The 12,299-nt window shown below is 69.4% G+C and carries 14 protein-coding genes and 1 riboswitch; of the genes, 3 read left to right on the top strand and 11 right to left on the bottom strand.

The genetic code is table 11. The annotated features are described in order from the left end of the window. Position 1 precedes the first annotated feature (1 nt). Positions 2–1,468 carry an MFS transporter gene (locus KOI35_RS39155; RefSeq protein WP_215794294.1) on the top strand — a complete coding sequence of 489 codons (1,467 nt, stop codon included), beginning with the start codon at positions 2–4 and terminating at the stop codon, positions 1,466–1,468. On the opposite strand, the gene KOI35_RS39150 is transcribed toward KOI35_RS39155, so the two are convergent. From KOI35_RS39150 to KOI35_RS39120, 7 genes are all read right to left on the bottom strand, one after another. After that, positions 1,376–2,977, bottom strand: a complete 1,602-nt coding sequence (locus tag KOI35_RS39150) for a glycoside hydrolase family 13 protein (protein ID WP_215794292.1) — start codon at positions 2,975–2,977, stop codon at positions 1,376–1,378. The two genes, KOI35_RS39155 and KOI35_RS39150, sit on opposite strands and share 93 nt — an antisense overlap. Before the next feature lie 27 nt (positions 2,978–3,004). After that, a complete protein-coding gene (locus KOI35_RS39145; protein WP_215794290.1) occupies positions 3,005–3,721 on the bottom strand; it encodes an HD domain-containing protein in 717 nt (238 codons plus the stop codon). A gap of 20 nt (positions 3,722–3,741) precedes the next feature. After that, a complete protein-coding gene (locus tag KOI35_RS39140; protein ID WP_215794287.1) occupies positions 3,742–4,626 on the bottom strand; it encodes an MHYT domain-containing protein in 885 nt (294 codons plus the stop codon). Between the two features lie 171 nt (positions 4,627–4,797). Then, on the bottom strand, positions 4,798–4,941 hold the full coding sequence (locus KOI35_RS39135; RefSeq protein ID WP_203378731.1) for a GPGG-motif small membrane protein: 144 nt from the start codon (positions 4,939–4,941) through the stop codon (positions 4,798–4,800). Positions 4,942–4,968: 27 nt separating this feature from the next. Continuing rightward, positions 4,969–5,727, bottom strand: a complete 759-nt coding sequence (locus tag KOI35_RS39130; protein ID WP_215794285.1) for a metallophosphoesterase family protein — start codon at positions 5,725–5,727, stop codon at positions 4,969–4,971. Beyond that, a complete protein-coding gene (locus KOI35_RS39125; RefSeq protein ID WP_215794282.1) occupies positions 5,724–5,972 on the bottom strand; it encodes a BON domain-containing protein in 249 nt (82 codons plus the stop codon). The genes KOI35_RS39130 and KOI35_RS39125 overlap by 4 nt, the downstream gene beginning before the upstream one ends. Before the next feature lie 9 nt (positions 5,973–5,981). Then, on the bottom strand, positions 5,982–6,566 hold the full coding sequence (locus KOI35_RS39120; protein ID WP_215794280.1) for a nucleotidyltransferase: 585 nt from the start codon (positions 6,564–6,566) through the stop codon (positions 5,982–5,984). A 169-nt stretch (positions 6,567–6,735) separates the two neighbouring features. Here KOI35_RS39120 and KOI35_RS39115 point away from each other — a divergent pair, with 169 nt between their 5' ends. Further along, positions 6,736–7,434 carry a dTMP kinase gene (locus KOI35_RS39115; RefSeq protein ID WP_215794278.1) on the top strand — a complete coding sequence of 233 codons (699 nt, stop codon included), beginning with the start codon at positions 6,736–6,738 and terminating at the stop codon, positions 7,432–7,434. A 173-nt stretch (positions 7,435–7,607) separates the two neighbouring features. Here KOI35_RS39115 and KOI35_RS39110 read toward each other — a convergent pair whose 3' ends face one another. Continuing rightward, complete coding sequence (locus KOI35_RS39110; protein WP_215794275.1) at positions 7,608–8,303, bottom strand: SDR family NAD(P)-dependent oxidoreductase; 696 nt, start codon at positions 8,301–8,303, stop codon at positions 7,608–7,610. A 570-nt stretch (positions 8,304–8,873) separates the two neighbouring features. On the opposite strand from KOI35_RS39110, the gene KOI35_RS39105 reads away from it, so the two are divergent. Then, positions 8,874–9,878 (top strand): sigma-70 family RNA polymerase sigma factor, encoded by a 1,005-nt coding sequence (locus KOI35_RS39105; protein WP_215794273.1) that lies wholly within the window; start codon positions 8,874–8,876, stop codon positions 9,876–9,878. Positions 9,879–9,969: 91 nt separating this feature from the next. Here the strand turns inward: KOI35_RS39105 and KOI35_RS39100 are convergent, their stop codons facing one another. The 3 genes from KOI35_RS39100 to KOI35_RS39090 form a co-directional block, all read right to left on the bottom strand. Beyond that, positions 9,970–10,887, bottom strand: a complete 918-nt coding sequence (locus KOI35_RS39100; RefSeq protein ID WP_215794271.1) for a C40 family peptidase — start codon at positions 10,885–10,887, stop codon at positions 9,970–9,972. A 57-nt stretch (positions 10,888–10,944) separates the two neighbouring features. Next, positions 10,945–11,073: riboswitch (cyclic di-AMP (ydaO/yuaA leader) on the bottom strand. Between the two features lie 168 nt (positions 11,074–11,241). Further along, entirely contained in the window at positions 11,242–11,562 is a 321-nt protein-coding gene (locus KOI35_RS39095; RefSeq protein WP_215794269.1) for a DUF3817 domain-containing protein, read from the bottom strand. A gap of 11 nt (positions 11,563–11,573) precedes the next feature. Next, positions 11,574–11,972 (bottom strand): hypothetical protein, encoded by a 399-nt coding sequence (locus KOI35_RS39090; RefSeq protein WP_215794267.1) that lies wholly within the window; start codon positions 11,970–11,972, stop codon positions 11,574–11,576. Positions 11,973–12,299: the final 327 nt, after the last annotated feature.

Raw genomic sequence — 12,299 nt, 5'->3', positions numbered from 1 at the left:
GGTGACCAGGGGAGGGACGGCCCACCGCGCCTACAGCGTCGTGGTGTTCGTGGTCCTCGCCTCGCTCGACAACGTCGCGATCGGCCTGGTGCCGCCGCTCTACGGCAGCATCGGCGACGCGTTCGGCGTGGGCGAGGGCCACATCGCGCTCGCCACCACGATCATGTTCCTGATCAGTGCGGTCGCGGCCATCGGTTTCGCGTACGCGGGCGACCGCACCGACCGCAAGCCGGTCCTCATCGTCGGCACGCTGATCTGGATCGCCGGCACCGTCTGGTCCGGCCTGGCCGGCGGCTACCCCAGCTTCCTGATCAGCCAGGTGGTCGCCGCGTTCGGCCTCGGCGCCGTCGCCTCGGTCAGCTTCGCCGTGGTCAGCGATCTCATCTCGCCCAAGCGCCGGGGCCTGGTGATGAGCTTCTGGGGCCTGTCCCAGGGCGTCGGCACACTGGCCGGCACCCTGCTCGGCGGGTTACTCGGCCACACCGACTGGCGCGAGCCGTTCCTGGTCACCGCGGTCGCCGGCGGCGTGGCCACGGTGGCCTACCTGTTCACCTACAACGTGCCCCGCGGCGACAGCCAGCCCGAGCTGGCCGGGGTCGAGTACGACGAGCGCATCCACCACGACCACCTGCCGCTCATCCTGCGCCGGCGCACCAACGTGTGGCTGATCCTGCAGGGTGGCACCGCGCAGATCGCCCTCGGCTCGCTGGTCTGGCTGCCCGTCCTGTTCCGGGCCCGGGCCGAAGATCAGGGCTACACGGCGGGCACGGCGGTGCTGGTCGGCAGCGTCTTCGCCACGCTGTTCCAGCTCGGCGGGGCGCTGTCGATCCTGGGCGGGCTGATCGGCGACCGGCTCCAGCGGCGCACCCCGCGCGGCCGGGCCCTGGTCGCCTCGGTCGGGGTGCTGGCCGCCGTCCCGTTCTACGTGGTGCTGTTCTTCGTCCCGATGCGCATCGACGTGCCCGACGGCGCCGGCACCGGTGCGGTGATCGCGGCCGTCCTGGCCGACGTGTTCACCGAGCCCACCGTCGGCCTGTGCCTGGCCACCGCGGTCTTCGCGCTGATGCTGACGTCGGCCAACTCGCCCAACTGGTTCGCCCTGATCGCCGACGTCAACCCGCCCGAGCACCGCGGCACCGTGTACAGCCTGGGCAACCTGGTCAACGGGTTCGGCCGGGCCGGCGGCAACGTGATGGTGGCGGTGGCCTTCCGCGGGCTGGCCGGTGCCTTCCCGCCGCCGCTCAACTACGCGGTCGGCCTGGCCGCCTTCCAGCTGTTCTGGATCCCCACCGGCGTGATGTTCTGGCTGGCCAGCAGGACGGTCGCGCGCGACATGGCCGACACGCACACCGCCCTGCTGGCGCGTGCGGCCCGGCTAGACGACGGCCCAGACCGTGACGTCGGTGGGGACCCGCCCGTCACCGTCGAGGGGCTCGCTGCTCAGCAGGACCCGGGCCCCGGCCGGTAGCTCCACCGGCTCCGCCCCGAAGTTCGTCACGACCAGCACGCCGCCGTTGCGGAACGCGAACCCGGCGTCCGCCCACCGCACCGAGCCGTGGCCCAGCCCGTGCTCGCGCCGCAGACCCAGCGCCGAGCGGTACAGCTCCCAGGTCGACCCGGCGACACCCTGCTGGCGGTCCAGTGCGAATTCGGCCCACGACGCCGGCTGGGGCAGCCAGGAGGCGTCGGCCGGTCCGAAGCCGTACGAGGGAGCGTCCGCCTCCCACGGCAGCGGCACCCGGCAGCCGTCCCGCCCGCGCTCCTTGTGCCCCGACCGCTCCCAGGCCGGGTCCTCACGGAACTCGTCCGGCATCGTCGTGTGCTCGGGCAGCCCGAGCTCCTCGCCCTGGTAGAGGTAGGCCGAGCCGGGCAGGCCGAGCATCAGCAGCGTGGCCGCGCGGGCCCGGCGCAGGCCCAGCGCGGCGTCGGGCTGCGGGTCCTCGGCGCCGATGCCGGGCACGCGCGGGGAACCGACCGGGAAGCCGAGCCGGCTCGCGTGCCGCACCACGTCGTGGTTGGAGAGCACCCAGGTCGTGGTCGCCCCGACCGCGTTGTTGGCCTCGAGCGACTCGTCGATCACCGTCCGCAACTCGGCCGGCTTCCACGGCGCGTCGAGGTACGGGAAGTTGAACGCCTGGTGCATCTCGTCCGGGCGCACGTAGCGGGCCAGCCGCGCCGCCGGGGCCACCCACGCCTCGGCGACCAGGATGCGCCCGCCCTCGTACTGGTCGAGCAGCGAGCGCCACGACTGGTAGATCTCGTGGACGCCCTCCTGGTCCCACATCGGCGGAGGCGGGCCGGCCGGGTCGACGCCGCCGAGGATCGTGCTGGTGGTCGTCCAGTCGGCCAGGTTCTCCTCCTTGATCAGACCGTGGGCCACGTCGACCCGGAAGCCGTCGACCCCGCGGTCGAGCCAGAACCGCAGGACGTCGAGGAACTCTTCCCGCACCTCGGGGTTGCCCCAGTTGAGGTCGGGCTGGCTGACATCGAACAGGTGCAGATACCACTGCCCGTCCGGCGTCCGTTCCCAGGCGTCGCCGCCGAAGACGCTCGTCCAGGAGTTGGGCGGCTGTTCCCCGTCGCGGAAGATGTACCGCTCGCGCTCCGGGCTGCCCGGCGCCGCGGCCAGTGCGGCCCGGAACCACGCGTGTTCGCTCGAGGTGTGGTTGGGCACCAGATCGACGATGATCTTCAGGCCCAGGTTGTGCGCCTCGGCGATCAGCTTGTCGGCGTCGCCGAGGTCACCGAACCGCGGGTCGACGCCACGGTAGTCGGCCACGTCGTAGCCGGCGTCGTGCTGCGGCGAGGGATAGAACGGGGAGAGCCACACGGCGTCGACGCCGAGCTCCTTGAGCTGGGGGAGCCGGCCGGTGATGCCGGGCAGATCGCCCATCCCGTCCCCGTCGCTGTCGGCGAAGGAGCGGGGATAGACCTGGTAGATGACGGCGTCGCGCCACCATTCGTCGGTGTGGAGCATGGTCACCAGGCTAATCAGGCCCGGGCGTCAATCGTCCAGGAGCGCGGCGAATCTCTCCTCGGCCAGGTCGAGCTGATCCATGATGTGGTCCTTGGCCGCGATCGACAGCGGAGTGTCCGGCCGCCCCACCAGTTCGCGCAGCTTGGGCACGAGCGGGCGATATTTGGTGGCCGCCCGTACGGCCTTGTCGGGGGTCGTGTGCACCACGCCCACCCCGTTGTCGGTGAAGTCGGACACCTTGATCACCCGGGCCCACGGGTCGCGCTCGAGGCTGGCCGCCACGTGCTCCCGATACTGCTCGTGGCGGTCGCGCTCGGGGTCGTACTCCGGGTTGGTGACCGAGCGGACCAGTTCGGCCACCCGCGGTCCGAAGCGACCGGCCAGCTCGGCGATGGCCGCCTCGGTCAACTCGGTGTGCGTGCCGTCGGACAACCCGGCCAGCTCGGCCGGATGGTCCTCGACCGCGTCGTGCAGCAGCGCGGCGGTGATCACGTCCACGTCGCGGATCCCGTAGTACCGGATGATCCGGATCGCCACCCGCAGCAGGTGGTTGAGGTAGGGCTCGCGGACCCGGCGGTCGTCGGCGTGCAGCCGGGCGGCCAGATCGAGCGCCTCGGTCAGCTGCTTGCGCTCGGTCTCGCCGAAGTCGGCCAGCTCGAGCAGGAACCGCTCGCGGAGGCCGGCCTCGCCGTACACCTCGGTGATCGCGTGCAGCGGCATCGACAGCAGCATCCGTGGCGCCATGGGCAGAACGTACCGGAGCGTCAGCCGTTGGTGGGTGTACGCATCGGAACCGGGCGGGGCGAGGGCCGGCGGGCGGCGATCGTGGCCGTGGCCGCGGTCGCCTGCTTGAGCGACCAGGCGTTGCCGGGTTCGGCGTGCAGACCCCGGCGTGGCGAGCCGGCGCCGTCGGTGAACTCCTCCTCGGTCATCGCCTGCAGACCGCTGAGCGCCACCCCGATGATGGTGGCCGCGGTGATCAGCGTGATCGGCACGATCATGGCCAGCGGCCGGAAGCCCTCGACGACCGGCGGCGCCACCGGGTCGAGGTGCACCGACAGCGCGGCCATCCCGGTGTAGTGCATGCCGCAGACGGCGACCGCCATGATCGCCGCGGCGCCGCTGATCGGCAGGTAGCCGCGCACCGAGACGGTGAACCAGAGCGCCACCGTCGCGGCCACCACCGCGATGATCACCGAAGCGGCGACCAGGGGGACGTTGTAGTGGATCTCGCCGCCCATGTGCATCGCCCGCATGCCGGTGTAGTGCATGGCCAGCACACCGCCGCCGGTCAGCACGCCGGCCACCACCACCTTGGGCAGACTCCGCCGGCCGTGGCCGACCATGAGCAGCCCGACGCCGACCGCTCCGACCGCGAAGACCAGGCTGGTGACGGTGACCGGCACGTCGAAGCGGACCGGGCTGGCCGGCACCTCGAACCCGAGCATCGCGGTGAAGTGCATGAGCCAGATGGCGCCGCCGCCGATCGCGAACGCGGCGATGACCAGCCAGCGGTTGCGCCGGCCCCGGGTCCGCGCGTCCCGGGCCCGTGACGTGCTCAGCAGCCCGAAGAACGAGCCGACAAAAGCCAGCAGGAACGCGGCGATCGGGTTGAACGCGCCGTACGTGAAGTGATGAACCTCGGCCACCGGCACTCCTCGCGGGAGAAGATCGAAAGATTTCCGCGAGTGATTCAGTCAGGTTCACGCATCGGTTCATCGCACCGCGAGTGCGGCAAGGCGGACAAACGGAACCGGGCCACCCTCAGGGTGACCCGGTTCTTGCTCGTGGGGGATGAGGCGAGAGGTGAGGAGAGCCGATCAGGTGAAGATGCTGACGCCGCCGGGGCCGACCAGCAGGCCGACGACGATCAGCACGATCCCCCAGAGCAGCTGCCGCCGGAAGAGCGCGAGGATACCGGCGACCACCAGGATGACTGCGAGAATCCAAAGGATTAGGTCCATGCACATCGGATACCCGATGCGCGAAAATCAGAAACCTGTTTTGTTCGCGGTCACCAATGTGGCGTCGACCTCGTCCGAGAGCAGCTGATACACGTTGTACGCCTGCTTGATCACCGGGTGCGCCACGTTGCGGACGGGCACCCCTCCGGGCGTACGGCCGCGCTCTGATCCGTGGTGGGCGTGCCCGTGCAGGGCCAGGGCCGTCGGCGCCGCGTCGATCGCCCGTCCGAGCTGGTAGCAGCCCAGGAACGCGTAGATCTCGAGGGGCTCGCCGACCAGCGTCTCCGGCACCGGGGCGTAGTGCGTCAGCGCCACCAGGGCGTCGCACTCGACCGAGTTCAGCGCCGCCTCCAGCGCCTGGGCGTAGCGCTCGCTGGTGCCGACGAAGTCCTTCATCTCGCGCTCGCCGAAGTTGCTCGCGCACGCCCCGGCGAACCCGCCGCCGAAGCCCTTGGTGCCGGCGATGCCGAGCCGGTGCCCCCGGATCTCGAGGACGGTCGCCGAACTCTCCAGCACGGTGATGCCGGCGTCGGTGAGCACCTCGGTGACCTGGTCCTGCTGGTCGCTCTGGTGATCGTGGTTGCCGAGCACGACGACGACCGGGACGGCCAGCGCGCCGAACTCCTTGGCGAAGCAGCGTGCCTCGTCGGGCGTGCCGTGCCGGGTCAGGTCGCCCGCGACCAGCAGCGCGTCGGCCCGGTCGGGCAGCTCCTCGAGGGCGGGCCGGTACCGGCCGACCACGTCCTTGTCCACGTGGACGTCGCCCACGGCGGCGATCCGGATCATGAAATCTCCTCCACCTCGCTCGGCGCCTGCGACCGCGTGATCCCGATGTCGCAGGTGATCTGCACGTCCGGGAAGTGCGCGGTGATCTGCTTGCAGATCTCGTCGCGGCGCTGGGCGCTCTCCACCTCGCCGCCGAGCACGATCAGGTGGTCGCGGCGCTGCACGGTGATGCCCTGCTCGGCTATCCGGTCGTGCTCGGCGAGCAGGCGCTGGATCTCGGCCTCGAGATCGGTGTCCGTAGTCATCAGAACCCCCTACTTGTTGGCCAGGGCCTCTTCGTCATCCGGGAACGGCACGACGTCCAGGCGATCAAGCAAGATCAAAAAAGCTTCCGCGTACGGCGATTTGCGCGTCTCGTGGCGCACCCGTCGCCAGTCGATCTGTTCCCGCAGGGATCGCGCCACCGGCAGTCCGGTCGCGAAATCGCAGTAGTGCTGGCTGTAGCTGAGCAGCTTGTGCACCATCAGCTGGGTCGCCGACAGCACCGGCATGTAGATCGCCTCGACCGAGATCTGCTCGGTGTCGCGCAGCGTCTCGTCGGTCACCGGCGTCTCCACCGGGCGATAGATGAGGTCGACCATCCGGTCCTCGTCGTACACCTTGACCAGCCAGTCCTCCGGCGGCTGCTCGGTGCGGAACCCGACCTGGGCCAGCTCGGCCAGCGCCTGGTCCTTGTCCTTCTCGCGCAGCAGGAAGTCGACGTCGTGATCGCTGGAGTGCCCGCCGTGCGCATAGACCGCGAAACTGCCGCCCAGCGCGAACGGTATGCCGGCACCCTTCAGGGTCGAGGCGACCTTCTTCAGCGTGACGGCCAGCCCCTCGTCCACCCGGTGCGGCATGGTGATCCCCCTGTCGACGTGTGCGGTTCGGTGTCGGATTGGACTACCCGGGCCGCCTCTCGTTGAATCGCTGCCCCCGCCGTTCACCGGACAAAAACCCATTTTCCTACGGCGGCCCGCCCGTTCGCCGGAGAACGGCGCGTGCGCCCTACGGTTACCGTTGGTTGGCATGAACTCCGGCATGATCGCGCTGGTCGGCATCGACGGCTCGGGCAAGACCACCCAGGCGCACCGGCTGGCCGACGAGCTGCGTGCCGAGGGTCTCGACGCCTCCTACCGCCGCAACGCGGGTGGCCGGCACTGGTTCGGCGTGCTGGCCCGCCGGCTGGGCCGAGCCGACGGCGACGCCCTGCTCGGCCGGCGCGGCATGCTCCTGGTCGAGGCGGTGCTGCGCTGGCTGGCGATCCTGCGCACGGTGCTGCGGCGCGCGTTCGCGGGCGGCCTCGTGGTGATGGACCGCTACGCGTTCTGCCAATACGCGAGCCTGCGCGCCCGCGGGGCGAAACCGGGCGCCGAGCGTTTCGCCCGCCTCGCCTACCGTCTGTTCCCCCGCCCCGACGTCACCTTCTTCCTCGACGTCACCCCCGACGTGGCCCACGACCGCATCGAGGCCCGCGGCTACGACAGCGAGACGATGGACTACCTGAACGCCGCCCGCGCGGCCTACTGCTCCCTGCCCGAGGCGCGCGACTTCGTCGTGATCGACGCCAACGGCACCCCCGACGAGGTCTCGGCCGCCATCCACGCCGAGCTCGCCCGCCTGGGTGTACCGGCGCGCGGCCGCAACGTCGGCGGCATGATCCTGGCCGGCGGCCCGGTCGTGGCCGCGCTCGCCGTCGCTGGTCACCAGCTGGCCGAGGCCCTCTGAGACGCCTCCGGCCGCCGCTCCGGCGTTGTCCACAGTTACGGGTTATCCACAGGCCCCGGCTCCGACCCGCCCGCGCGGCCCATTTTCCCTGGATAATGGCTGCGGGGGCCGCCCCCTTGGGGAGGGCGGGCCATGATCACTGGGCGACGCGACGATCGGCGCGGGATCGGGCCTCAGGCCCGGCCGTAGACCGGGATCTGGGCGCCGCTGGTCGGGGCCGACGCGTCGGAGGCCAGGAACAGGATGGCCGGGGCGATCTCGTCCGGCCGCACCCACTTCGACACGTCGGCGTCGGGCATCGCGGCCCGGTTGACCGGGGTGTCGATGACGCTCGGCAGGATCGTGTTGCAGCGCACGTTCTTCGACCGGTATTCGAGCGCCACCGAGTCGGCGAAGGCGACCACCGCGGCCTTGGAGATCGCGTAGGCCGAGCCGCCCGGGAACGGGGCCACCGCCGTACGGGAGGAAACGCACACGATGCTGCCCCCGCCCGCGTCGACCAGGTGGGGCAGGGCGGCCTGAGTGACCAGGTAGGTGGGGCGCAGGTTGATCCGCAGCTGCTCCTCGAGGCCCGCGTAGGGCGCGTCGGCGATCAGCGGGCCACTGGCGAACCCGCCGGCCAGGTTGACCACGGCGCGCAGCGGCGAACCCGGACCACCGGCCTGGACGGCGGCCGCCACCGCGGTCGTGACCTCCGTCTCGTCGGTGAGGTCGGCCACTACCGGCACGGCGCCCTTGGGCACTCGATCGACGGATCCGGCGCGGACCGGAGTCACCACGCGCCAGCCGTCGGCCACGAATGCTTCGACCACGGCCACCCCGAGGCCGCCCGTTCCGCCGGTGATCAGAGCCGTACGACCGTTCTCCATGCCGCCCATCGTGCCCCTCCCGCGTGTCCGGCCACTGTGTTTTACGTCACCCGGCCAAGCGGATGGAGAGCCGGCTCCGAACCGTTGTCAAAGGAGCCGTCACCCAGTCAGGGTCATCCGGCCGGGCTAGTGAACTGCGCCGCTGCGTGCCGCATTGTGGCAGGTGGTCCCGTTCGGGTTGAGCGCCGGGATCTTTTGATGTTGCTTTTGTTTCAAGCCCGTCCCGAAGCTGTCGATCCAGCACGTGAACCTGGCGAGCCCAAGGAACGTACTGGGTGGTGACGGACGTCCCAAGGTCATTGGTGATGGACGTCGCTGTGAGGGACGAGGGGCCGGTGGTGTCATGAGGCTTGCAACGGGTATGCCTCTGTCAGCGCGACCGGGTGGTCGCGAGGCCGAATGCCGTAACACAGGAGCCCTGTACAGGAAGTACGCACGCGGCTCTCAGCTAAGCCCCAGGCATTCGTGACACTTTCGACCCACCAGCCGGAATCAGTGCAGGCAGCCATTTGTTGTGTAGATGCCAGTAACCGCAATGTGCGAACTGCGGACGTTACGGGGAGGGAACTGATGGATACAGGTATCACCCGTAACGGGGTTAGTAGTGATGGCAATGAGGGGACCGTGGGCAACGTGGAGAAGAACACCGTGATGCGGACCGATCAAGTCGCCGAGGAGCGCGACCTGGTCGGCGTCTACCTGCACGAGATCTCCCGGACGCCACTGCTGGACGCCGCACGGGAGGTCGAGCTCTCCAAGGCAATCGAGGCGGGCCTCTACGCCGAGCACCTGCTCGACAGCGGCGAGGTCCGGCGTGGCGTGAGCCGGGAGGAGCTGGAGCGCCTCGTCACCGAGGGCGCCAAGGCGAAAGACCTGTTCATCCGGGCCAACCTGCGACTGGTCGTGTCGATCGCCCGGCGCTACGTGCGCTCCGGCATGCCGATGCTCGACCTGATCCAGGAGGGCAACACCGGCCTGGTCCGCGCCGTCGAGAAGTTCGACTACGAGCGCGGCTACAAGTTCTCGACGTACGCGACGTGGTGGGTCCGCCAGGCGATCAGCCGGGCCATCGCCCAGCAGGAGCGCACCGTGCGCCTGCCGGTGCACCTCGTCGAAGACGTCAACCGGATGCGCAACGTGACCCGTCAGCTCGTCCGTGAGCTGGGCGGCGACCCCGAGCCCGAGCAGGTGGCGGCCGCCCTCGGCGTGACCGTCGAGCGTGTCAACGAGCTCACCCGCTGGGCGCAGGACACGGTCTCGCTCGACACGCCGGTCGGCGACGACGGCGACACCAACCTCGGTGACCTGGTGGCCGACAGTGACGCCCCCTCGCCCGAAGAGATCGTGCTCACCGCGCTGGAGCGTCAGCGCATCGAGGGTCTGCTCAACCACCTCGACGACCGGTCGGCCGGCATCATGCGGGCCCGCTACGGTCTCGAAGACGGCCGCGAGCACTCGCTCACCGAGGTGGCCTCGCGCTTCTCGCTGAGCCGGGAGCGCATCCGTCAGCTCGAGATCCAGGCGCTCGGCCGGCTGCGCGAGCTGGCCCGGGCCGAGGGCCTGCAGGCCGCCTGATCCACCTCATTTCCCCCGTTACCCACAGACGCGAAAGGCCGGTACCCGACGGGTACCGGCCTTCTCCGTATCCGGAAGTGCGCGGATCAGGTCAGGTGACGCGACCGTATCCGTACGGCGTCATGATGTTGATCGTCCGCTTCTTGACCACCGTGCCGGAGTGCGGCGCGTCGATGATCTGGCCGTCGCCGACGTAGATCGCGACGTGCCCGAGGCTGCGATAGAACACCAGGTCGCCCGGCTGCAGGTCGTCGCGGCTGATGCGAGTGGTCTCGCTCCACTGCGACTTGGTCTGGTGGGTCAGTGACTTGCCCGCCGCTCCCCACGCCGCCGAGGTCAGACCGGAGCAGTCGTAGCTGCCCGGACCGTCCGCGCCGAACAGGTACGGCTTGCCGATCTGGTTGTACGCGAACTTGACCGCGACGCCGGCCGCACCCGAGATCTCCGGGATCTTGCCGGTGTACTTGCTGCCGGTCTCCTGCCCTTGGCCGAACGCGGCCTCACGCATCGAGATCAGCTTCTTGAGGTCCTTCTGGATGCCGGTCTTCTGCGTCGCGAGCGCCTTGAGCTGGGCCGTCTGCTTGGTCTGGGTCGCCTTGAGGGCGGCCTGACGGTCGCTGAAGTTCTGCGTCGCCGCGGTGAACTCGTCGATGTCACGCTGGTTGGAGCGCGTGATCATGTCGAGGTAGCTCATCCGCTCCATCATGCTGTCCTGCGTGCCGCTCAGCAGCGCGCTCACCGGGCCGACCCGGCCCTGCATGTAGGACGTGGTGGCCAGCGTGCCCACGTTCGCGCTCGCCGCCTTCAACGCGGCCTGAGCGGGCGCGAGGGAGGCCTGGAGCTTCTTCGTGTCAGCCTGGGTCTTCTTCAGGTTGACGTTCATGGCGTTGTACTGCTCGGTGACGTCTTCGAGCTTGTTGGACGCCGTCTCGATCTGCTTCTTCAGCTCGGTCGCGGACGGCGCCGCCTGGGCGGGCGTCACGAAGGAGCCGGCGATCGCGGCAGCCATCGCCGCGACGACGAGGACCCGAAGCCTCGTACGGGGGTGGGGCACCGGTCAGTGGCCTTTCTTCCGCGTGGCCGCCTACCGGGTTAGCTGACGGGCTCGGGCTGGAAGATGAGCCCTACCGCGCGGACGCGGATTCGCCCCGGGTACGTGGTTCCCCGGCTCGGTGTGATTCGGCGGCGTTGGCCGGCGCCACTAGGGGGAAGTGGCTGCGGACCGAAACCAACCGCACCAACCTATCGGTGGGAATATCAAATGCAAGGGGTCACAGAGTGATTTAAGACAATGGACCGCTTTGCGGGAATGATCCCGATAACAGCTAGTAATTCGACGAAAGCGGTGCGTCTAACCCGACTGTCAAACCGGGCTTTTCGCCAACTCGGCGGCCGGCACCCATTCCCGGCTCACTTTACGCTCGGCCCAGAACGACAGGAACGGGATCGTGCCCGAGAGCATCACCAGGATCATGCGGCCGAACGACCAGCGGGCGCGGCGCGACAGATCGAACGTGGCGACCAGATAGACCATGAACAGGAAGCCGTGGGCCGGGCCGACCGCCTCGACGACCACCGCGTTGTCGCCCAGGTATTTCAACGGCATGCCGACCACGACCAGGGCGAGCAGGACCACACCGACGATCCACGCGATGATCCGGTATCGCGTCAGGGCACCCTGCACGTTGCTCTGTCCTATCCGGGATAGTCGCTCGGGCGGGCGCCGGGATTGGCGTTCAGCCAGGCGAGATAGTCGTTGTAAGCGGCCAGTTCGGGATCGTCGTCATTCACGGTGGAACGCGTCGCCACCCGGACCGGCCGCCCGACGGTAACAGCCGAACCTGGGAGCCTCGGTTCCTCGGCTTCCCCGGTCTTGGCGGGCGTGCCTTTGCGGCGGGCCAGCTGGACCTCGCGCCACCAGAGAAACACCACGAAGGCCGCGAACACCGGCCACTCGAACATGTAGCCCCAGCTGATCGAATTGCCCTCCTGGGCGCGGCTGAACTGCCACCAGCCCAGCACCAGGCAGCCCGAGGCGAGAACCAGTGCCAGGACGTGCCGGGCGATCCACGCCGGGGTCCACAGGCCCTTCATGCCTAGAGCGTACCGGCGAGGGTCGGTGTGACCGGCGTCACGTTCGCTAACGGAATCGCCTACCGGGTCCGACCGTTGATGACAGATGTCGGTGTGCCCAGTGTCCCCGGGCCTCACCCATTGCCTTCACGGAATACCGTTCGGCTGGAGCCGTGTTGAGCCGCTCGCCGCGAGGCGACCTGCACACCGACATCTGCGCCGCCCTTGGTTCGCCGGGGGCGGCGCTCTGCTTTCCGGGTTTGCCCAGCTCGCGTGCGGGGTAGTTGATCTTTATGCGCGGAGGACGGGCGAAGCCACTCGTTAGAGGCACACGAGTTACGTGATCGT

It is taken from the genome of Paractinoplanes bogorensis (assembly GCF_018829635.1).
GTDB classification, from domain to species: Bacteria; Actinomycetota; Actinomycetes; order Mycobacteriales; family Micromonosporaceae; genus Actinoplanes; species Actinoplanes bogorensis.
The sequence above is the reverse complement of the archived record's forward strand: the minus strand, read 5'-3'. Positions and strand labels throughout refer to the sequence as shown.

What these genes read in the sequence shown, in the direction of transcription:
- KOI35_RS39150 (WP_215794292.1), bottom strand. Translation starts at nt 2,977, where the DNA reads ATGCTCCACACCGACGAATGGTGGCGCGACGCCGTCATCTACCAGGTC.
- KOI35_RS39145 (WP_215794290.1), bottom strand. Translation starts at nt 3,721, where the DNA reads ATGGCGCCACGGATGCTGCTGTCGATGCCGCTGCACGCGATCACCGAG.
- KOI35_RS39135 (WP_203378731.1), bottom strand. Translation starts at nt 4,941, where the DNA reads ATGGACCTAATCCTTTGGATTCTCGCAGTCATCCTGGTGGTCGCCGGT.
- KOI35_RS39130 (WP_215794285.1), bottom strand. Translation starts at nt 5,727, where the DNA reads ATGATCCGGATCGCCGCCGTGGGCGACGTCCACGTGGACAAGGACGTG.
- KOI35_RS39125 (WP_215794282.1), bottom strand. Translation starts at nt 5,972, where the DNA reads ATGACTACGGACACCGATCTCGAGGCCGAGATCCAGCGCCTGCTCGCC.
- KOI35_RS39120 (WP_215794280.1), bottom strand. Translation starts at nt 6,566, where the DNA reads ATGCCGCACCGGGTGGACGAGGGGCTGGCCGTCACGCTGAAGAAGGTC.
- KOI35_RS39115 (WP_215794278.1), top strand. Translation starts at nt 6,736, where the DNA reads ATGAACTCCGGCATGATCGCGCTGGTCGGCATCGACGGCTCGGGCAAG.
- KOI35_RS39110 (WP_215794275.1), bottom strand. Translation starts at nt 8,303, where the DNA reads ATGGAGAACGGTCGTACGGCTCTGATCACCGGCGGAACGGGCGGCCTC.
- KOI35_RS39105 (WP_215794273.1), top strand. Translation starts at nt 8,874, where the DNA reads ATGGATACAGGTATCACCCGTAACGGGGTTAGTAGTGATGGCAATGAG.
- KOI35_RS39100 (WP_215794271.1), bottom strand. Translation starts at nt 10,887, where the DNA reads ATGGCTGCCGCGATCGCCGGCTCCTTCGTGACGCCCGCCCAGGCGGCG.
- KOI35_RS39090 (WP_215794267.1), bottom strand. Translation starts at nt 11,972, where the DNA reads ATGAAGGGCCTGTGGACCCCGGCGTGGATCGCCCGGCACGTCCTGGCA.